Annotated in this window: 18 protein-coding genes; all 18 read right to left on the bottom strand. The window is 59.8% G+C overall.

Translation table 11 applies throughout. The annotated features are described in order from the left end of the window. Entirely contained in the window at window positions 1–699 is a 699-nt protein-coding gene (trmB, locus tag N5D22_RS06140) for a tRNA (guanosine(46)-N7)-methyltransferase TrmB (RefSeq protein WP_279654806.1), read from the bottom strand. Window positions 700–870: 171 nt separating this feature from the next. Further along, on the bottom strand, window positions 871–2,133 hold the full coding sequence (gene metK / locus N5D22_RS06135; RefSeq protein ID WP_279654805.1) for a methionine adenosyltransferase: 1,263 nt from the start codon (window positions 2,131–2,133) through the stop codon (window positions 871–873). A gap of 191 nt (window positions 2,134–2,324) precedes the next feature. Then, window positions 2,325–2,744, bottom strand: a complete 420-nt coding sequence (locus N5D22_RS06130) for a helix-turn-helix domain-containing protein (RefSeq protein ID WP_003520055.1) — start codon at window positions 2,742–2,744, stop codon at window positions 2,325–2,327. Between the two features lie 133 nt (window positions 2,745–2,877). Then, window positions 2,878–4,467, bottom strand: coding sequence for an apolipoprotein N-acyltransferase (gene lnt / locus N5D22_RS06125; protein ID WP_279654804.1), 1,590 nt, complete (start codon window positions 4,465–4,467; stop codon window positions 2,878–2,880). Between the two features lie 220 nt (window positions 4,468–4,687). After that, the gene (locus N5D22_RS06120; protein ID WP_279654803.1) at window positions 4,688–5,833 is read right to left on the bottom strand and encodes a hemolysin family protein; all 1,146 of its coding nucleotides are present in this window, start codon (window positions 5,831–5,833) and stop codon (window positions 4,688–4,690) included. Window positions 5,834–5,848: 15 nt separating this feature from the next. Further along, window positions 5,849–6,355 carry an rRNA maturation RNase YbeY gene (gene ybeY / locus N5D22_RS06115; RefSeq protein WP_279654802.1) on the bottom strand — a complete coding sequence of 169 codons (507 nt, stop codon included), beginning with the start codon at window positions 6,353–6,355 and terminating at the stop codon, window positions 5,849–5,851. A 9-nt stretch (window positions 6,356–6,364) separates the two neighbouring features. Beyond that, entirely contained in the window at window positions 6,365–7,420 is a 1,056-nt protein-coding gene (locus N5D22_RS06110) for a PhoH family protein (RefSeq protein WP_060722834.1), read from the bottom strand. A gap of 40 nt (window positions 7,421–7,460) precedes the next feature. Beyond that, entirely contained in the window at window positions 7,461–8,864 is a 1,404-nt protein-coding gene (gene miaB, locus N5D22_RS06105; RefSeq protein WP_279654800.1) for a tRNA (N6-isopentenyl adenosine(37)-C2)-methylthiotransferase MiaB, read from the bottom strand. 62 nt (window positions 8,865–8,926) lie between these two features. Further along, window positions 8,927–9,724: a lysophospholipid acyltransferase family protein gene (locus N5D22_RS06100; RefSeq protein ID WP_279654799.1), complete on the bottom strand. Its 798-nt coding sequence runs from the start codon at window positions 9,722–9,724 to the stop codon at window positions 8,927–8,929. Between the two features lie 30 nt (window positions 9,725–9,754). Continuing rightward, window positions 9,755–10,183 carry a Fur family transcriptional regulator gene (locus tag N5D22_RS06095; protein ID WP_279654798.1) on the bottom strand — a complete coding sequence of 143 codons (429 nt, stop codon included), beginning with the start codon at window positions 10,181–10,183 and terminating at the stop codon, window positions 9,755–9,757. A 70-nt stretch (window positions 10,184–10,253) separates the two neighbouring features. Then, the gene (locus N5D22_RS06090; protein WP_279654797.1) at window positions 10,254–10,748 is read right to left on the bottom strand and encodes an N-acetyltransferase; all 495 of its coding nucleotides are present in this window, start codon (window positions 10,746–10,748) and stop codon (window positions 10,254–10,256) included. Window positions 10,749–10,787: 39 nt separating this feature from the next. Next, entirely contained in the window at window positions 10,788–11,456 is a 669-nt protein-coding gene (gene tsaB / locus N5D22_RS06085) for a tRNA (adenosine(37)-N6)-threonylcarbamoyltransferase complex dimerization subunit type 1 TsaB (protein WP_279654796.1), read from the bottom strand. 17 nt (window positions 11,457–11,473) lie between these two features. Beyond that, the gene (locus tag N5D22_RS06080; RefSeq protein ID WP_279654795.1) at window positions 11,474–12,037 is read right to left on the bottom strand and encodes a NifU family protein; all 564 of its coding nucleotides are present in this window, start codon (window positions 12,035–12,037) and stop codon (window positions 11,474–11,476) included. 238 nt (window positions 12,038–12,275) lie between these two features. Continuing rightward, the gene (locus N5D22_RS06075) at window positions 12,276–12,767 is read right to left on the bottom strand and encodes a universal stress protein (protein ID WP_003503758.1); all 492 of its coding nucleotides are present in this window, start codon (window positions 12,765–12,767) and stop codon (window positions 12,276–12,278) included. A gap of 112 nt (window positions 12,768–12,879) precedes the next feature. Continuing rightward, window positions 12,880–13,944: a tryptophan--tRNA ligase gene (trpS, locus tag N5D22_RS06070; RefSeq protein WP_035219211.1), complete on the bottom strand. Its 1,065-nt coding sequence runs from the start codon at window positions 13,942–13,944 to the stop codon at window positions 12,880–12,882. Between the two features lie 103 nt (window positions 13,945–14,047). After that, the gene (locus N5D22_RS06065; protein WP_279654794.1) at window positions 14,048–14,452 is read right to left on the bottom strand and encodes a VOC family protein; all 405 of its coding nucleotides are present in this window, start codon (window positions 14,450–14,452) and stop codon (window positions 14,048–14,050) included. Further along, entirely contained in the window at window positions 14,452–16,041 is a 1,590-nt protein-coding gene (gene murJ, locus N5D22_RS06060; RefSeq protein ID WP_080833262.1) for a murein biosynthesis integral membrane protein MurJ, read from the bottom strand. Before murJ ends, N5D22_RS06065 begins: the two co-directional genes overlap by 1 nt. 7 nt (window positions 16,042–16,048) lie before the next feature. Then, window positions 16,049–18,877 (bottom strand): [protein-PII] uridylyltransferase, encoded by a 2,829-nt coding sequence (locus N5D22_RS06055; protein WP_279654791.1) that lies wholly within the window; start codon window positions 18,875–18,877, stop codon window positions 16,049–16,051. Window positions 18,878–18,893: the final 16 nt, after the last annotated feature.

Below are 18,893 nucleotides of genomic sequence, written 5' to 3'. Positions count from 1 at the left end.
TCAACGACGGATGAAGGTGAGATAGGCCGAGCTGCGGCCTTCTCTTTTCGCCTTGTTCTCGTAACGCGTGCCCGGCCAGTTGGCATAGGGCGTGCGCCAGTCATCAGCACTCGTCGCCGTCCATTCAAAACCGCCATGGCGGGCGCAATGCTGCAGCGTCCAGTTGACGTATGTATCGATATCTGAAGCGAAGCAGAACTTTCCGCCGGGTTTCAGCACACGATGGAAGCGGGCTAGGTTGACGTCTGAAACAAAACGACGCTTCCAGTGCTTCTTCTTCGGCCACGGGTCAGGATAGAGAAGATCGATATGATCGATCGATGCTTCCGGCAACCAGTCCAGCAATTGCGTCGCATCATCGTCGTAAAGGCGGATATTCATCAGCTCGCGTTCGCGTACGGTGGCGAGCAGCTTGGCCATGGAGTTGACGAAGGGCTCCACGCCGATGAAACCCGTCTCGGGGTTTTCAACCGCGCGGTGAGCGAGATGCTCACCGCCGCCAAAACCGATCTCCAGACGGATCGACCGCACATCCGCGGGGAAAAGAGCGGCGAGATTTTGCGGCGGGGCGCTTTCCAGATCGATTTTCAGCAAAGGCAACAGATTCTCGATTGTATCGACCTGCTGATTGCGCAGGGGCTTGCCCTTGCGTCTGCCAAAAAACGCTTCCGTCGCGCGCGAACGCCGTTCTTCCGTCATCTCATACTCTCAAGAACAAATAGACTTAACCCGCACAGCGCCACATGAGGCACTGTGCGGGTTACAAAAGTTGGTGACGGTATCTATCAATCGCCGTCAAATAACAAGCGCGATATCTGGTTGACGCATTTTCCGGACGTAAAACCGCTACGCAATTTTACTGGAAATGCTTCAAGCGCTCAAAGCTTCCTTGAGCGGCTTCACCAGGTCGAGCTTCTCCCAGGAGAAGGAGCCGTCACGGCCGGCCTTGCGGCCGAAATGGCCGTAGGAAGACGTCTTGGCGTAGATCGGCTTGTTGAGATCGAGATGACGGCGAATGCCCGACGGCGAAAGGTCCATGACCTTGCGGATCGCGGCCTCGACCTGATCTTCGCTAACCTTGCCCGTGCCATGCAGATCGACATAGATCGACAGCGGCTGGGCGATGCCGATCGCGTAGGAAATCTGGATCGTGCAGCGCTCGGCAAGACCGGCAGCCACGACGTTCTTGGCGAGATAACGGGCGGCATAGGCGGCGGAACGGTCGACCTTGGTCGTGTCCTTGCCGGAGAATGCACCGCCGCCATGGGGCGCAGCGCCGCCATAGGTATCGACAATGATCTTGCGACCCGTCAGGCCGGCATCACCATCGGGACCGCCGATGACGAACTTGCCGGTCGGATTGATGTACCACTGGCAATCGTCGGCGATCTTCAGGTCGCCCAGAGCTTCGCGGATATAAGGCTCGACAACGGCGCGAACCTTCTTCGAATCCCAGCTCGCATCGAGATGCTGCGTGGACAGGACGATGGATACGGCTTCCGCCGCCTTGCCGTCGACGTAACGAACCGTCACCTGACTCTTGGCATCGGGGCCGAGCTTTGCCGCTTCGCCTTCGCCGCTCTTGCGGGCGGTGGCGAGCAGCTGCAGGATACGGTGGGAATAATAGATCGGCGCCGGCATCAGATCCGGCGTTTCCTTGCAGGCGTAACCGAACATGATGCCTTGGTCGCCGGCGCCCTCGTCACCCTGCTTGTCGGAGGCGTTGTCCACGCCCTGCGCGATGTCAGCCGACTGCGGGTGCAGCAGAACGTCGATCTTGGCAGTCTTCCAGTGGAAGCCATCCTGCTCATAGCCGATGTCGCGGATGGCCTTGCGGGCGGCGGACTTGAACTTGGAAGGATTGATGACCGGGTGGCCGGCGGCGTCCATGACGACCTTGCCGTCCTTGTCCTTCTTCAGAAGCGTATCGGGAACGCGAACCTCACCGGCGATAACAACGCGGTTGGTCGTCGCAAGCGTTTCGCATGCGATGCGCACGGTCCAGGGGTCAACGCCCGTCTTGGCCGCTTCGCGATAGATAAGATCCACGATTTCATCGGAAATACGATCACAAACCTTGTCCGGATGACCTTCGGCCACGGACTCGCTGGTGAACAGGTAATTGGCACGCATGCGGGATTCCCCTCAAAGAACGGTCTTCGAGTTTGTTAGTCATTTCGGCCGCGAAAAACAAGGACACAACCACATAAATATATCTTTATGTGAGAATTCCTTTCCAACGGGCACAAAAAAACGGTCCTTGCGGACCGTTGAGTGCCCGGCATCGCGGGCCGGAAATTTCTCTGCGTCGCGCGGGCTGCGCTCTACTCGGCGTCTCCCTCGGCGGCAAGCGCCTTGACGAGATCGACGAGGCGGCGGCGAACCTTCGGGTCAGCGATTTTCACGAATGCCCGGTTCAGCTGCAAACCTTCAGCCGAGGACAGAAAGTCGACCACGTAATTGGAGCTCGACGCCTCCGCCATGCCGGGCGTGCCGCCAGCCTGATCGCCGGGTGCATCCTCGAAGAAAAAGGAGACAGGCACGTTGAGGATCGCGGAAATATTCTGGAGGCGACTGGCGCCGACGCGGTTCGTGCCTTTTTCATATTTCTGGATTTGCTGAAAGGTAATTCCGAGACTTTCACCTAGCTTTTCCTGGCTCATGCCGAGCATGGTTCTGCGAAGGCGAATTCGGCTTCCGACATGAATGTCGATGGGGTTAGGCTTTTTCTTATTCTCGGTCATCATGCGGTCCTGACACTCGGAAAGGGTTGATATCTCGCTTCATTACTATTCGAAGAAATGAGCCGGCATTTCGACAGCGTCTAAACTTGTTTTACGACTGACGTATTCACTATGCAATTATGGGGGTTCCTGGTCAATTCTGGCGCCGGGTGAAACTCCAGGCAGAAAATACCGCAACGATTATCAGGATAGAAAAAATCAACCAGAAATACGTCCGATGTGTGTCGTAAGTAAATGCGTCATTAGACCCACCACCCAAAGTGGCGTCAACAATTCCCACCCGACCATAGTCCAGCCCTGCAATAATGCGGCCATAGGGGTCTATGACGGCGGAAATTCCGGTATTGGCGCCGCGAATCACCGGCACACCCGTCTCGACAGCCCGAACTCTCGCCTGCAGAAAATGCTGATAAGGACCGGGCGTATCCCCGAACCAGCCGTCATTGGTCACGTTCAGGATGGCGGCCGAGCCGGCCAGCCCCGGCGTCATCTCACCCGGGAAAATGATCTCGTAACAGATCAGGGGATAGAAGGTCTTGCCCGAAGGAAGCGTGAGCGGCGTGCGCGACGAGGCGGCCGAGAAACCTCCCGGCAAGGCAATGACATTGTCGATGCCGAATTCCCGCAGGATGCCTTCGAAGGGAACATATTCTCCAAAGGGGGTGAGATGCACCTTGTCGGTCGCGCCGATGATCTCACCCTGGCTGTCGATCGCATAGACCGAATTGTAATAGCGCGGCGGCCGGCCGGCCCCCTGATCTTCCATTCTGACGGCGCCGGTGAACAGCACCTGACCATCCTCCAGCGTTCTGGCGATTTCAGCCAGGGCATCCGGGTTCTGCGTCAGGATGAAGGGCACAGAGGTTTCCGGCCAGACGACGATATCGGGACGCTTTTTCCCTTCACCCGGCGGCAAGGCCGTCAATCGCAGGTGTTCGCCGAAAATCTCCGCCCGGTCTGCATTCAACATCTTGCGGGACTGATCGATGGACGGCTGCACGATCCGGACAGTCAGGGCGTCCGTGGGCGTCTCCGCGGGTGTCTGCAGGCGGTAAAAGCCATAACCGAAATGACCGGCCAGCAGCAGACCCGCCAAAGCGAGGCCCGGCCACATGCCTTTTTTCGTGCCGATCAGGGCGGGGGAAGCGAAGATGAAAACCGCCAGCGTCGTGACACTGAAAAGACCAAGCAGATGCGCCGACTGCATCATGATCGGGATGGGCATGATGCCGTAGCCGATGGCGTTCCAGGGAAAGCCGGTTGCAAGGAAACTACGCAGCCATTCCGAAAAACCGAAAGCGGCGGCCAGCGCTGCGATGCGGCCCAGGCCATCCGACCAGAGGAGATTGGCGGCGGCAACCGCAAAACCGTAAAACAGCGCGAGAAATGCCGGCAGACCGAGGATTGCAAGCGGCAGCGCCCAGGCGAACTCGTCGGCTTCCAGCAGAAGGGCATTGCCCAGCCACCACAGGCCCGCCACGAAATAACCAAGCCCGAAACACCAGCCGATGCCAAAAGCAGGCAATATCCGGCTGAAGAGGCTGCCGCCCGGCTTGCCGGTGCAACCGTCCACGAGCCAGACAAGCAAAGTGAAAGAGATAAAAAGCGCTGCAAAAAAACCGAATGGAGGCAGCGCGAGCGCCCCGACCGCACCTGCAGCAATCGCCATCACTGCGCGGCTCATGCCGCCGGCCAGCATTATCCTGCCTGCAAGACGCTCCATGCCATCTCCGTTCATGCGCATCCGGAAAAGCCCGCCGCCGGCGAGGCCGGCCAGGGAATTTCCCCTCAGACCCGACGTAAAGGAAAAAAGATTCGCAGTCCACATCATGCGTGGCGGACGGAACGCCGCATGCTCTTCTCGCCTCCCGAAAAGGGCGGCTAAGCTTGCGGATTGGCAGATCGAAAGCAGAAGCCGACGGGGCAAGCCCCGTCGATCCTCCTCAGTCAACGTTCTGCTGATGGGTGATAAGGCGAGTTTGCGGCGCGGGCAGTGCAATCACTTCATTGTCACCGGCATCGCCAGGCGCGCGGTCATCCTGCCCTTCCGAGCCATGGTCGCGGACGATACGCACGCCCTTGATACGCCGGCTATCGGCATCGAGGATCTGGAACTCGAAACCGGGAACGGCGCGAACCACCTCGCCCTTGGCCGGGATGCGGCCGAGCGCGAAGAAGATGAGGCCACCCAGCGTGTCGATTTCTTCGAGATGTTCGCGCACATCGAATTCCGGCCCGATCACCTCGGCGAGTTCGACGAGTTCCGCACGGGCATCCGCCACAAGCACATCGGCGGAAAGACGGGAGAACATCGCCTCGTCCTTGTCGTGCTCATCATCGATATCACCCACGACCATTTCGACGATATCCTCATGGCTGACGAGACCGTCCGTGCCGCCATATTCGTCGATAACAAGCGCAAGCTGTGTTCTCTGCGCCTGCATGGTCTTCAGGAGGTCGGAGGCCAGCATGGATGGCGGCGCGAAAAGGATCTTGCGCACCAGTCCGGCATCGGCAACCGTCTGTTCGAGATCGACCCGTGCCAGGTCGAAATTCGGCCGCGGTGAGCGCGGCGCCCTTGCTTCGCCATAAGCGACGCTTCGTGACCCGGCCCGACGCTTGTTGCGGGCCTGCTTGGCGACATAGGCCAGGAGATCGCGGATATGGATCATGCCCTTAGGGTTATCCAGCGTCTCGTCATAAACCGGCATGCGGGAACGCCCGGTTTCCTCAAAGAGGATCAGCGCGTCACCGAGCGTCATGTTCTGATCGAGACCATCGATATCCACCCGCGGGATCATGATATCTTCGACCCTGATCTCGCGGAAACGGAGGATATTGTTCAGCATCGCCCGTTCCTCGGGCGAAAAGGCCGCACCGATTTCGGTGTCGCCCATCAGCGCGTCGGTCAGATCCTCGCGCAGGCGCTCGCCCTGGGATGGTTTCAGCAACCGTGCGATGCGTGACCAGATGGTCGATTTCGGCTTGGCGTTGTAGTCCTGACGTAAGTGACTACTGCCCTCCTCCGAAGAGGACTGCTCGCCGTTTTCTCTGCCCTCATTGGCAGGTCGTGCAGAATGTTCGTTCATGGCTCCAGACAATATTTAAAGCGGTTCCTGACCCGCGTAGGGATCAGATAGGCCAAGCACCGCCAAAATGCGAGTCTCAAGCGACTCCATTTCTTCCGCTTCTTCCTCGTCCATGTGGTCATAACCGAACAAATGGAGGAACCCGTGGACGAGAAGATGAGTCAGATGATCCTCGAAACTCTTCTCAAGTTCAAGGGCCTCGCGTTCAACCGTCTCTCGCGCGATGACGATATCGCCGAGCATCGGGCCCGGCATGCCGCCCGGTTCCAGCGGAAAAGCGGGGAAAGACAAGACATTGGTTGCCTTGTCCTTGTCGCGCCACTCAGCGTTGATTTCGCGAATATTTTCATCGTCAGTGAAGACCAACGACAGTTCCACCGGCATTTTCGGGAAGGGTTGCTCCTCTTCCCGTTTCAGAAAATCGACCGCCGCATCCAGTACCTTGGTGGCAAAGACAAGCAGGTCCTCTTCCGAGGACCAGCCTTCGGCCTCGACGCTGATTTGAATATCCAGAGCTGTCATTAGTTTGCGTCAGTCGCCCTTCACGAGGCTTTCATCCGGCACGGCCGTGTGGGATTCGTAAGCCCGGACGATGCGCGCCACCATCGGATGACGGACGACATCGACATCCTTGAAACGCACGACGGACACGCCTTCGACATCGGTGAGGATCTGCAGGGCCTCAACAAGACCGGATTTCACCCCGCGCGGCAAATCCACCTGGCTCGGGTCGCCGGTCACGATCATGCGGCCGTTCTCGCCGAGACGGGTCAGGAACATCTTCATCTGCATCGTCGTGGTGTTCTGGGCTTCGTCCAGAATGACGGCGGCATTGGCGAGCGTGCGTCCACGCATGAAGGCCAGCGGCGCAATTTCGATGACGCCCGCCTGAATGGCGCGCTCCACCTTGTCACCCGGCATCATGTCATAAAGCGCGTCATAAAGCGGACGCAGATAAGGATCGACCTTTTCCTTCATGTCGCCGGGCAGGAAGCCGAGACGCTCGCCCGCTTCGACAGCGGGGCGCGACAGGATGATGCGGTCGACGGCGCCACGCTCCAGAAGCTGCGCGGCATGCGCCACGGCCAGATAGGTCTTGCCGGTACCGGCGGGGCCGACACCGAAAACCAGTTCGGACTGTTCCAGCGCCCGCATGTAGACATCCTGCGTCGGTGTGCGGGCAGCGATGGTCTTCTTGCGGGTGGAAATCTGCGCCATGGAAATCTTCGCCTTGCGTTCCATCGTCGGCAAGGTCAACTGGTCGTCTGCGGCCATGGCCATGCGGATCGCACCTTCGACATCGGAAACCTCGGCGGTTCCGCCCTTGAGCAGCCGTTCATAAAGGAAATCCAGCGCCCGGCGAGCCTGATTGGTGGCAACGACATCGCCGGTGATGGCGACGGAATTGCCGCGCGGGCGAGCGTCGATGTTGAGGCGCTGTTCCAGAAGCTTCAGGTTCTGATCGAACTGACCGAATAGCTCTCCCGCTATCCTGTTATTCTCGAACGTGAGGACGAAGTGATTGGCGTCGGTCGCGGCTTGGCGTGGCTGGCGCGATGAATTTGATACCAATTCGTGTGCGTTCAAGCGGTCAGGCTCCTGTCCCAATCAGTGTCGGCTCCCCACTCTAACTCCCTGCCACCTCGGCAAACAAGCTGTTTGGACCCGTTGCGGTGATTCGTACATTAACAATGTCACCGATTTTCAACGTCTTTGCATCAAGATTCACGGATTGCAGCCATGGAGAGCGACCTATCAACTGCTCAGGCATACGGCCGGGCTTTTCCAGCAGCACATCCATGGTTTTTCCGACCAGCGATTCCGCAAATTCCTTCTGCTGCCGCAGCAACAGGGCCTGCAATCTTTCCAATCGCTCGGCCTTCACCTCTTCCTCGACCTGATCGGTGAGATCGGCGCCCGGCGTGCCGGGGCGGGTGGAATATTTGAACGAGAAGGCCTGCGCGTATTTCACCTGCTCGACAATCGCCATCGTATCTTCGAAATCGCGGTCGGTCTCACCGGGAAAACCGACAATAAAGTCCCCGGACATGGCAATATCAGGGCGGGCGCTCCGGATTTTTTCGATAAGCTGGATATATTCCTCACCCGTGTGACGACGGTTCATCGCTTTCAGAATGCGGTCCGAGCCTGATTGCACCGGCAGATGCAGATAGGGCATCAGGATACGCAGATCGCGATGGGCGCCGATCAGGCGCTCGTCCATGTCGCGCGGGTGGCTGGTGGTGTAGCGAAGCCGTGCAAGGCCCGGAATTTCCGCCAGCCGGTAGAGCAGTTCGGCCAGACCCCATTTTTCGCCCTTCGGGCCTTCGCTCTGCCAGGCATTGACGTTCTGGCCGAGCAGCGTGATCTCGCGCACTCCGGCATCGACGAGCTTCATCGCCTCATCGACGATCTGGCGCACGGGACGGGAGACTTCCGAACCGCGCGTATAGGGCACGACACAGAAGGTACAGAACTTGTCGCAGCCTTCCTGTACCGTCAAAAACGCGGTGACGCCGCGCGTGCGCAGCGTCGCCTTTTCGGCCACCGGCAAATGCTCGAACTTGTCCTCGACCGCATATTCCGTCTCGATGACGCGCTCGCCGCCGCGCACCCGCTTCAGGGCATCGGGCAGGCGATGATAGGTCTGCGGGCCGATGACGACATCGACGGCGGGCGCTCGGCGCAGGATTTCCTCGCCTTCCGCCTGCGCCACGCAGCCGGCAACGCCGATCATGAATTCGCGGCCCTGCTCTTCGCGCGATTTTTTCATATCGCGCAGGCGGCCGAGCGCCGAATAGACCTTTTCAGCCGCCTTTTCGCGGATATGACAGGTATTCAGCAGAACCAGATCCGCCTCGCCCATATCCTCGGTCTGAACATAACCATCCTTCGCCAGCGCATCGCTCATGCGGACGGAATCGTAGACATTCATCTGACAGCCATAGGTCTTGATGAAGACCTTTCTGCTGTTCGAACCCTCGCGGGCGATCATGGGTGGGGCGTCGAGGCCAAGCGTTTCCTGGGTCATGGCGGCTATCTAGTGTTTTTCACGGCCAGATTAAACAGAAAAATGCCGGAAAAGCTACGATCTCACGAATTCCGCCAGCCGCCGCGCAGGCTGAAGGCCAGCATGGAACGGATGGAAGCGGCGATATCGGTCGCCAGTCGCTTGCGATTATCCGTGCTGTGGAACGGAACGCTGTCACCGAATGTCACATCGACATCGATGGCGCCGGCCCTGATGATGCCGAGCAGATGCGGCACGAGCGTGATGCTGCCCGGCCAGGCGGCAATCACGCGGTGGTAACGCCCCATGGCCATGCCCTGCACCCGCGTATAGGCGATGGCGACCGGCTGCACGTAAACCAGCTTGCCCGGCACCTGCTCCGCGGCGGTGGAAGCGGCGCCGAACAGCGAGGATTTGACGGCCAGCATCCGGTTGCCGTCCGATGTGGTGCCTTCGGGAAACAGCACGACGATCTCGCCATCGGCCATGCGGCTGGCGATCTCGCTCACCTGCGCGCCGGTGCTGCGTTTCTGCTCACGCTGAACGAAGATGCTTTTCTGCAGACGGGCGAGCCAGCCGAAAACAGGCCAGTCCCGAACCTCGGTCTTGGCGATGAACACCACGTCGGCAATGCTGCCGAGAACGAGGATATCCTTCCACGAGGCGTGATTGACCGCCAGCATCAGCGGTTTTGCCCGCTCCACCTCGCCGTGAACATGCACGCGGATGCCGAGAACATGGCAGGCGATACGGTGCCAGAGGCGCGGAATGCGGCGGCGAAGCCGCCAGTCGAAGGCGAGGCCGAGAAGTTGCAGCGGCAGCAATATGAGCGTGACGATCAGAAGAACGATCGCGATATAGGCTGTCCGGAGCCACATCATGAGAAAAACGCCCGCCTGTTCACCGGCGTCTCAGCGTTCGTCGGGTTTCAACGGCACGCCATAAAGTTCCAACCGATGATCCACGAGCCTGAAGCCGTGCTCGCGGGCTATCTTCTCCTGAAGAGCCTCGATTTCCGCCGAGTGGAACTCGATAACCACGCCGTTCTTCAGATCGATCAGGTGATCGTGATGTTCCTCGGGCACGGTCTCGTAACGCGAGCGGCCGTCGCGAAAATCGTGACGCTCGATGATGCCCGCATCCTCGAACAGCTTCACCGTTCTGTAGACGGTGGAAATCGAGATGCGCGGATCCACGGCGGAGGATCGGCGGTAAAGCTCCTCGACATCGGGATGGTCGGCGGACTCCTGCAGGACACGGGCGATGACACGGCGTTGGTCGGTCATCCGCATGCCGCGCTCGGCACAAAGCTCCTCCAGCGTTTTCGAAAGGTCTATCACGTCTTCTGGCCTTTTGAGTATTCCGGTTGAATTTTACGGCTTTCGCCGAAAAAATGCCTGTCGCAGGGAACTAGCGAAGATCGCGGCGCATGACAAGCGCCGTCGACTTGGTTCCATCCTTGGCGGTGTAATAGGCCTTGCGCTCGGCGACGGTTTTGAAGCCGAGCTTTTTATAAAGCCCCAACGCGGAGGCGTTGTTATTGTCCACCTCGAGGAACATGGTTTCGGCGCCGCGCATCATCGCCTCACGGATGGCCGATTGCATCAGACGCCAGCCAAGACCGGCGCGCGCGAATTTGTCGGCGACGGCAACGGTAAGGATTTCCGCCTCGCCCGCCACCTCCCGCGCAAGCACGAAACCACCGAGCGGTTTACTGAAAAATGCGTTTGTCTGGCGTGCGACGGCGCCGAAAACCGCGCCTTGCGTCAACAGTCCGGAAAACTCCCCGTCGTTCCAGGGGCGGGGAAAGCGCAGCGCGTGCAGTTCCGCCACCGCGGCGCAATCCTCATGCTGCATCGGCACGATCTCGAAATAGGGCTTCCAGCTCAGATATTCGTCAAACATAACAGGGAATCATCCGCATGCATCAAGGGATGCCACCTATCAGGCAACGCCCTGGCGTGCCAGCGCAAAACCTGTCTGCGGTCGGGCATCCGGCCCACGCAGATAAAGCGGCGCGGGTTTCGGCTGGCCTGAAGGCTTGCGCGCCGCGGCGCGCGCAACAGAGGCAATCGGGAAATGATCCGGCCCGGAACCCGTCTCTGCCCCCGCAAAAAGAGGTGCTGCGGAGCCGATGATGACGCCATCGAAACCGGAGAGAGCCGTTCTGGCGTCTTCAAGAGACAGGAGTGCGGCCTCGCCGAGCGGCGACCCGTCCGCTGCAAATGTCTGGAGATAGGCTTCGTCGCGTTTCGCATCCAGCCCGACGGCCACAGGCCCGCCGGGATTTTCAAGCAGATGATGGAGGGCGATTGTCTCGAGCGTGGTCACACCCGCCGCTTCTATGCCGAGCGACAGGGCAAAACCGCGCGCTGCAGCGACGCCGACCCGGATGCCGGTAAAGGAACCCGGCCCGATGGTCACGGCGATGCGTTCCACCTTCTGCAGCGGCAATTGCGCCTGCTGCAGGGCAGCGTCGATCACGGCCATCAGCCGTTCGGCATGGCCCTTTCCGATCGTTTCACACACCTCTCCCAGCACCCTGTCGGCGGTGCTGTCATAGATGCAGGCGGAACAATCCACACCTGAGGTGTCGAGTGAAAGAACAATCATGACCTGGCTTTACAGCATCATACCGCTTCGACTTCACGCACTTCCGGCACGAAATGGCGAAGCAGGTTCTGAACGCCATGCTTCAGCGTGGCGGTGGAGGACGGGCAACCCGAGCAGGCGCCCTTCATGTTCAGGAACACGGTGCCGTCGCGGAAACCACGGAAGGTGATGTCGCCGCCATCCTGCGCCACGGCGGGGCGGACGCGGGTATCCAGCAATTCCTTGATGGTGGCGACGATGGTTTCGTCACCCTCTTCGAAGAACTCGCCTTCCTCGTCCGACACTTCGGCCGCGATAGCCGTACCCATGATCGGGCGGCCGGACATGAAATGTTCCATGATCGCGCCGAGAATGGCGGGCTTCAAGTGCTGCCATTCCGCGCCGTCCTTGGTGACGGTGATGAAATCGAAACCGAAATAAACGCCGGTCACACCCGGAATGGTGAAGAGGCGCTCCGCCAGCGGCGAAGCCTGCGCCTGCGACGGGTTGAGAAACTCAGCCGTACCGCTTTCCAGCACCACCTTGCCTGGCAGGAATTTCAGCGTCGTGGGGTTCGGCGTGGCTTCCGTCTGAATGAACATCGTCTGTCTCCTTCGAGGTCGCCGTTCACGCCCCGTAATTTAAAGCGCGTCGCCTTCACGACCACGCGCTTTAAATTTTTTGCTACGCATGTCTTTATCCCAAAACCGGTTCCCACTTTTGGGAGACATGCTTTAGAATTCTTCCAAAAAATACGCCCGGCGAAGCCGCACTTCAAGCCCTGACATGATAATTACATTCAAGAAATCGTCAGCCCCTAAATCTTATCCGGGACCCGGATCAGCAAAGCGCGTCGATTTCCTCGTCCGACAGCGTATCCGGCAACACGGTGACGGGAATGGGAAAGGCTGCGCCGCGTCCGGCGATGGAGGAAACGAGCGGTCCCGGCCCTTCCTTCGTCGAGCCGGCAGCCAGCACGAGAATGGCGATATCGCGGTCTTCCTCGATCAGCCCGTGGATCTGCTCGGTGGCGCTGCCCTCGCGAATGACCGCTTCCGGTTCGATACCGATGGTCTCGCGCACCTTCTGGGCGATCTTGGCAAGCGTGGCTTCCGCCTCCTCACGCGCCTCGGCCCGCATGATCTGCTCGACACCCAGCCATTGCTGGAAATCGCCTTCCGGGATCATGTAAAGCAGGACCAGTCCGCCATTGGAGTTCTTGGCGCGGCGGCCGGCATAATGCACGGCCCTTTCGCATTCCGGTGTGTCATCGATAACAGCGAGAAACTTGCGGCGATGCCCTTCCAGACGCGATAGCCGTTTTGAAACCATTCTGCACTCCCTAGTCCGCCGTGATCCGAAAAACCGCCCGACGGTTCGGGCGGAGATTATATCAAATCACGGCAGGCGCAAACCGCCTGCCGTCGTTCGCAGGCGCGTGTGCTCAGCGCAGGAAGCCGATGATATCGCGCACCTCGTTCATCGTCTTCTCAGCGATCGCGCGAGCCCGCTCGCCGCCCTGGCTGAGAATGGCGTCGATATGGGTCGGGTCATCGAGAAGGCGGCGCATCTCGTTGTTGACGGGGGCCAGAACATTTACGGCAAGCTCGACCAGAGCCGGCTTGAAGGCCGAGAACTGCTGTCCACCGAATTCGGAAAGAACATCCGCCTTGGTCCTGTCGGAAAGGGCAGCATAGATGCCGACGAGGTTTTCGGCCTCGGGGCGACCCTTCAGGCCTTCCACTTCGCTCGGCAGCGCGTCCGGGTCTGTCTTTGCCTTCTTGATCTTCTTCGAGATCGCGTCGACATCATCCATCAGGTTGATGCGCGACAGATCGGAAGGGTCGGACTTCGACATCTTTTTGGTGCCGTCCTTCAACGACATCACGCGCGGCGCCGGACCGCCGATCAGCGGCTCCACCATCGGGAAATAGGCGTGCACCGGCTCGTCGCCGACTGTGATATCGAGGCCGAGCCCGGCCTTGCGGATATGGTCGCTGAAATCGATATTGAATTTCTGGGCGATGTCACGGGCAAGTTCCAGATGCTGCTTCTGGTCGTCACCGACCGGAACATGCGTGGCGCGATAGACCAGAATGTCGGCGGCCATCAGGCTCGGATAGGCCAGCAGGCCGAGCGAGACCTGCTCGGCGTTCTTGCCGGACTTGTCCTTGAACTGCGTCATGCGCTCCATCCAGCCGATGCGCGCCACGCAGTTGAACACCCATGCGAGTTCCGCATGCTGCGGCACGGCCGACTGGTTGAAAACGATATGTTTTACGGGGTCGATACCGGCGGCGATGAAGGCGGCCGCAATCGAGCGGGTCTGCGCCTTCAGGTCCGTATGAACGAGCTGGGCGGTGATGGCGTGCATGTCGACGACGCAATAGATGCAGTCGTTATCTTCCTGCAACGCCACGAATTTGCGGATGGCGCCGAGATAATTACCGAGATGCAGATTGCCGGTCGGCTGGACGCCCGAGAAAACCAGCGGCTTGAATGCGTTCATTGTCGTCCTCGAAAAGGCTTGTGGAGGGCCCCGCCCCATGGTTGGAATTGCACGCGCGCTTATGCACCCGCAGCCCCCAGCAATCAAGCGGTTTCAGGGCATGTCAGCCGCGCGGTTCCAGAAGATCCCAGCGATTTCCGTAAGGGTCGGCAAAGACCGCAACGGAGCCGTAAACCTCGTGGCGCGGTTCTTCCAGAAAGCGCACACCACGGGCCAACATCGTCTCATAATCGCGTTGGAAATTGTCAGTATGCAGGAAAAACCCGACACGGCCGCCCGTCTGGTTGCCGATGGCAAGCCTCTGCGATTCACCATCCGCCTGGGCAAGCAGCAGGGCACCGCCATCGCTGCCTTCAGGTTTCACCACCAGCCATCGCTTGCCATCGCCAAGCGGCTGATCGGACAGGCACTCGAACCCGAGAACATTGCAATAAAACGCTTTTGCCCGATCGTAGTTATCCACGACAAGCGTAACAAGCGCGATGCGGCGGTTTTCGGCAAAGGACATCAGCCCGCCTCCGTTTCGACGTTCTTTTTGCCGCGCTTGCGGATGGCTCGTTTGACCATGCCGATATCGGCACCGCCGGAAACGAAAGCGAGCACGAAATAAACCAGCATGGCTGCGAAAACGAGAGCCATGATGGTGCCCGCACGCACGAAAATGGACGAGGCGGAAGACAGTTCGAAACTCAGCCAGGTCAGCGCATAGTGCACGAAACCTGCCATCAACGCCGCAGCCAGCAGCAAACGCGGAATGCGGGTGAGCAGCGGAATATCCACCTGCCAGTGACCGCGCCACAAAAGCATGCCGAACAGCAGGGCAGCATTGACCCAGCCGGCGGTGATTTCGGCAATGGCGATGCCCGGGCCTCCAAGACGCGGAAACAGTGTCAGCGCCAGCGAAACGTTCACCACCACGGAAATCGCCGCGAAGATCATTGGCGTACGCGTATCCTCGCGGGCGAAGAAGCCCGGAATGAAGGCCTTGATCAGCACGAAAGCCGGCAGACCAAGACCATAGATACCGAGGATTTGCGCGACGGTGACGGTGGCCGAGGGCGAAAAGTTGCCGCGTTCATAAAGAAAACGAACGATAGGCTCCGCCATGACGAGAAGTGCTGCGGCAGCCGGCAATGTCAGGAACAGCACGAACTCAACCGAGCGGTTCTGCAGGCTCCCGGCCTCGACCATATGCCCGCCGCGCAACGCCCGCGCCAGTTCCGGCAGAAGCACGGTGGCCACCGCGATGCCGACTACGCCGAGCGGCAGCTGGTAAATTCGGTCCGCATAGGCAAGCGACGAGATCACGCCCTCGCCGGCGGAAGCGATATTGGTGTTGATCAGCAGATTGATCTGGGTGATGCCGCCGGTGATGGCTGCCGGCAGGGCAAGAACCAGAAGGCGCTGCACATTCTTCGTCAGCCGCGGCCTGCGGAAACCGATGCGCATGCCGGCATTGCGCACGGCGATCCAGACGATGGCAAGCTGCACCAGGCCCGCCGCCATCACGCCCCAGGAGAGCGCATAACCCACCTGCAGGGGATCGTAATTTTTCCACCAGGCAAGCGCGAGCACGCCGATGAGGATGATGTTGAGGAAAACGGGAGCAATTGCCGCTGCGAAATAACGATGCAGCGAGTTCAGCATGCCGCCCATCATTGCCGCCAGAGACATGCAGGCGAGATAGGGGAACATGATGGTGGCGAGATGGACGGTGTTGTCGAATTTCACCGGGTCTTCCAGAAAGCCCGGCGCGATCACCGTGCGCACGATGAAGGGCATCGACAGTTCCATCAGGATCGTCAAGGCCAGAAGCACGGTGAACAGAACGCCGAAGACTTCCTCGGAAAAGCGTCTCGCGCCCTCCATGCCGTTCGCCTCGATTTCCTTGGCGAAAAGCGGCACGAAGGCCGAGTTGAACGCGCCTTCGGCAAAAAGCCGCCGGAAGGTATTGGGGAAACGGAAAGCAGCATTGAAGGCATCCGCCACAGGGCCGGTGCCGACGGCGGCGGCCATCAGGGTCTCGCGGACAAAGCCGAAGATGCGGCTGCCGAGCGTGGCGGTGCCGACGGTGGCGAACTTGCCGATCAGACTCATGGTCGCTTCAAGCCTTTGCCGTGCGCGCGGCCGGCAGGGCCGCCACGTCTGGATGGGCGATGATGCCGTTCGGCATGCGGTCGCGCAATTCGTCTTCCTGCTCGCTCATCACCGCCTTCAGGCGCGTGGCGATGCTGGCCTGCCGGTTGTCATTCGTCACCTTCTGGCCGAAGAGATCAGTCACATAGAAGGTATCGATGACCTTTTCGCCGAAGGTGGTGATGCGGGCGGAATGAATATCGAGCGACAGGTCGGCGATCACAGCCGTCATGTCAGCCAGAAGTCCGGGCCTATCGAGGCATTCGACTTCGATAACCGTGAACTTGTTCGACAAGCCATTCGAGATGGTGACGGAAGGCGGAATGGTGAAGGCGCTCTTCTTCTTGCGGCTCTTGGTGCGGGTGGCGATCATTTCCGGCAGGCGCTGCTTGCCGGAGAGAACCTCTTCGATGAGCTTGCCGACATTGTTGCCGCGCCGCATCTCGTCCTCATCGATCGGAAATTCGCGGTTGATGAGGATCGTATCCAGCGCCCGCCCATCGGATGTGGTGAAAATCTGCGCATCGGCGATATTGGCGCCGGCCGCCGCACAGGCGCCGGTGATGATCGACAGCAGGCGCGGATGGTCCGGCGCCAGCACGGTAATTTCCGTAATGGCATGGAAGGAATGGGTGCGCACCATTGTTGACAGCGCCTTTTCCTGCTTGTCGGCCTCACGGATGAAGCGGGTGTGGCGCACCTGGTCTTCGAGCGCCACCGTCAGCAGATAGGGCTCGTAATGCAGCTTGGTATATTTGCGCCGCGCCTTCTGGCCCCAGTCTTCGAGGGCGTCGTAGAGCGCCTGCCGGGCGATCTGCGCGCGCTCCTTGCGGGAGACTTCCGAGAAGCCGCCCGACAGCAGCAGTTCGGTCTCGTAATAAAGCGAGCGCAGCAGCTGTCCCTTCCAGCCGTTCCAGACACCCGGACCAACCGCGCGGATATCGCAGACCGTCAGGATCAGCAGCATCTTCAGCCGCTCCATGGACTGCACCTTGTCGGCGAAATCGGTGATGGTCTTGCGGTCGTGCAGGTCGCGCGTCTGGGCGACCATGGACATCAGCAGATGCTGCTCGATCAGCCAGACCACCGTTTCGGTCTGCTTGCCGGTCAGCCGGAAACGCTGGCAGAGCTTGCGGGCGACGCGCGCGCCGGCAATCGAGTGGTCCTCCTGCCGGCCCTTGGCGACATCGTGCAGCAGCACGGCGACATAAAGCGCCTCGCGTTCCTCGACGCTCGGCATCAGCTGGTTGGCGAGCGGATGGGCGTCGACAGCCGTTCCCTTGTCCACTTCCGAGAGCACGCCGACGGAGCGGATCAGATGCTCATCCACCGTGTAATGATGATACATATTGAACTGCATCATCGCGACGATCTTGCCGAATTCGGGGATGAACTTGCCGAGTACGCCTGCTTCGTTCATGCGGCGCAGGGTCAGCGCCGGGTCGCGCCGCGAGGTGAGGATCGACAGGAAAAGCCGGTTCGCTTCCTCGTTTTCCCGAAGCTCGTCATTGATGAGCGACAGTGAGCGCGTGACGACACGCAACGCATCCGGATGCAGTTCGAGATTATTGATATCGGCGATGTGGAAAAGCCGGATCAGGTTTACCGGGTCGTTCTTGAAGACGTCAGCTTTGGCGAGCGCGATGCGTCCCCGATCCTCGACGAACTCCACCGATCCCGGAATCTTGCGGACACGATGGGCGAAGCGGCTCAGCACACCGGAAAGGCCCGGCACATCCTTCGCCTGCCGGTCTTCCAGTGCGGCACAGACGATGCGGGTCAGGTCACCCACATCCTTGGCCACGAGAAAATAATGCTTCATGAAGCGCTCGACAGCGGAAAGGCCAGGGCGCGGCTGGTAGTTCAGCGCATCAGCGATCTCGCGCTGAATATCGAAGGAAAGACGCTCTTCCGCCTTGCCGGTGATGAAATGCATCTGGCAGCGGACGGCCCAGAGAAAATCGTCGGCTTTCTCGAAAAGCTTCAGTTCGGATTTCGACAGAACCCCAAGCTTCACCAGATCGGCCGTATCGCGGACGTGGTAATAATATTTGGCGATCCAGAACAGCGTGTGCAGGTCGCGCAACCCGCCCTTGCCTTCCTTGACGTTCGGCTCCACCAGATAACGCGTATCGCCCGCCTTACGGTGGCGCTGGTCGCGCTCGGCGAGCTTTGCGGCAATGAATTCCGGGCCGGTGCCGGTGACGACTTCCGACTCGAAGCGTTTTTCAAGATCGTCAGTCAGGGATTTTTTACCGCAGATCGCCCGCACCTCCAGAATGGCGGTGCGGATCGTCATGTCGGATTTGGACAGGCGGATGCATTCATCCACCGTGCGGGTGGCGTGGCCGACCTTGAAACCGAGGTCCCAGAGGAGATAGAGCACGAACTCCACGGCCTTGTGCATGTCAGGCGTATTCTTGGCCGGCAGCAGGAACAGGAGATCGATATCCGATCCCGGCGCCAGCGTGCCGCGGCCGTAACCGCCGACCGCCGCGACCGCTATCTGCGGTGCATCTTTCGGGTAGACATACTGGCAGGCGAGATCATAAAGGGTTTCGATCAGCCGGTCCTGAAGCCAGGAGATACGCCGGGCGCAATCGATGCCGCTGCCATCGGCTTTCAGCAGTTCCCTGGCCTTTTCCCGGCCTTCCGTGCTGGCCTTGCGGAAGATCGGCAGCAGGTCGGACCTGATATCGGCGATACGCTTGCCATCTTCCTTGAAGAGGATGTCGCATTCGCGCTTCAGCGCCGATACATCGAGAATGTCGGAAAAATCCAGGTCCTTGATGGCCATCTATGCCGGTATCCAT

It is taken from the genome of Agrobacterium sp. GD03872 (assembly GCF_029840625.1).
Classification (GTDB): domain Bacteria; phylum Pseudomonadota; class Alphaproteobacteria; order Rhizobiales; family Rhizobiaceae; genus Agrobacterium; species Agrobacterium fabrum_A.
This window is presented reverse-complemented; position numbering and strand designations above follow the sequence as displayed.

Coding starts and splice junctions, on each gene's coding strand:
- miaB (WP_279654800.1), bottom strand. CDS start 8,864: ATGACCCAGGAAACGCTTGGCCTCGACGCCCCACCCATGATCGCCCGC.
- N5D22_RS06055 (WP_279654791.1), bottom strand. CDS start 18,877: ATGGCCATCAAGGACCTGGATTTTTCCGACATTCTCGATGTATCGGCG.
- N5D22_RS06130 (WP_003520055.1), bottom strand. CDS start 2,744: ATGACCGAGAATAAGAAAAAGCCTAACCCCATCGACATTCATGTCGGA.
- N5D22_RS06090 (WP_279654797.1), bottom strand. CDS start 10,748: ATGTTTGACGAATATCTGAGCTGGAAGCCCTATTTCGAGATCGTGCCG.
- trmB (WP_279654806.1), bottom strand. CDS start 699: ATGACGGAAGAACGGCGTTCGCGCGCGACGGAAGCGTTTTTTGGCAGA.
- N5D22_RS06075 (WP_003503758.1), bottom strand. CDS start 12,767: ATGGTTTCAAAACGGCTATCGCGTCTGGAAGGGCATCGCCGCAAGTTT.
- murJ (WP_080833262.1), bottom strand. CDS start 16,041: ATGAGTCTGATCGGCAAGTTCGCCACCGTCGGCACCGCCACGCTCGGC.
- N5D22_RS06080 (WP_279654795.1), bottom strand. CDS start 12,037: ATGTTCATTCAGACGGAAGCCACGCCGAACCCCACGACGCTGAAATTC.
- lnt (WP_279654804.1), bottom strand. CDS start 4,467: ATGGAGCGTCTTGCAGGCAGGATAATGCTGGCCGGCGGCATGAGCCGC.
- N5D22_RS06100 (WP_279654799.1), bottom strand. CDS start 9,724: ATGATGTGGCTCCGGACAGCCTATATCGCGATCGTTCTTCTGATCGTC.
- N5D22_RS06120 (WP_279654803.1), bottom strand. CDS start 5,833: ATGAACGAACATTCTGCACGACCTGCCAATGAGGGCAGAGAAAACGGC.
- ybeY (WP_279654802.1), bottom strand. CDS start 6,355: ATGACAGCTCTGGATATTCAAATCAGCGTCGAGGCCGAAGGCTGGTCC.
- trpS (WP_035219211.1), bottom strand. CDS start 13,944: ATGAACGCATTCAAGCCGCTGGTTTTCTCGGGCGTCCAGCCGACCGGC.
- metK (WP_279654805.1), bottom strand. CDS start 2,133: ATGCGTGCCAATTACCTGTTCACCAGCGAGTCCGTGGCCGAAGGTCAT.
- N5D22_RS06065 (WP_279654794.1), bottom strand. CDS start 14,452: ATGTCCTTTGCCGAAAACCGCCGCATCGCGCTTGTTACGCTTGTCGTG.
- tsaB (WP_279654796.1), bottom strand. CDS start 11,456: ATGATTGTTCTTTCACTCGACACCTCAGGTGTGGATTGTTCCGCCTGC.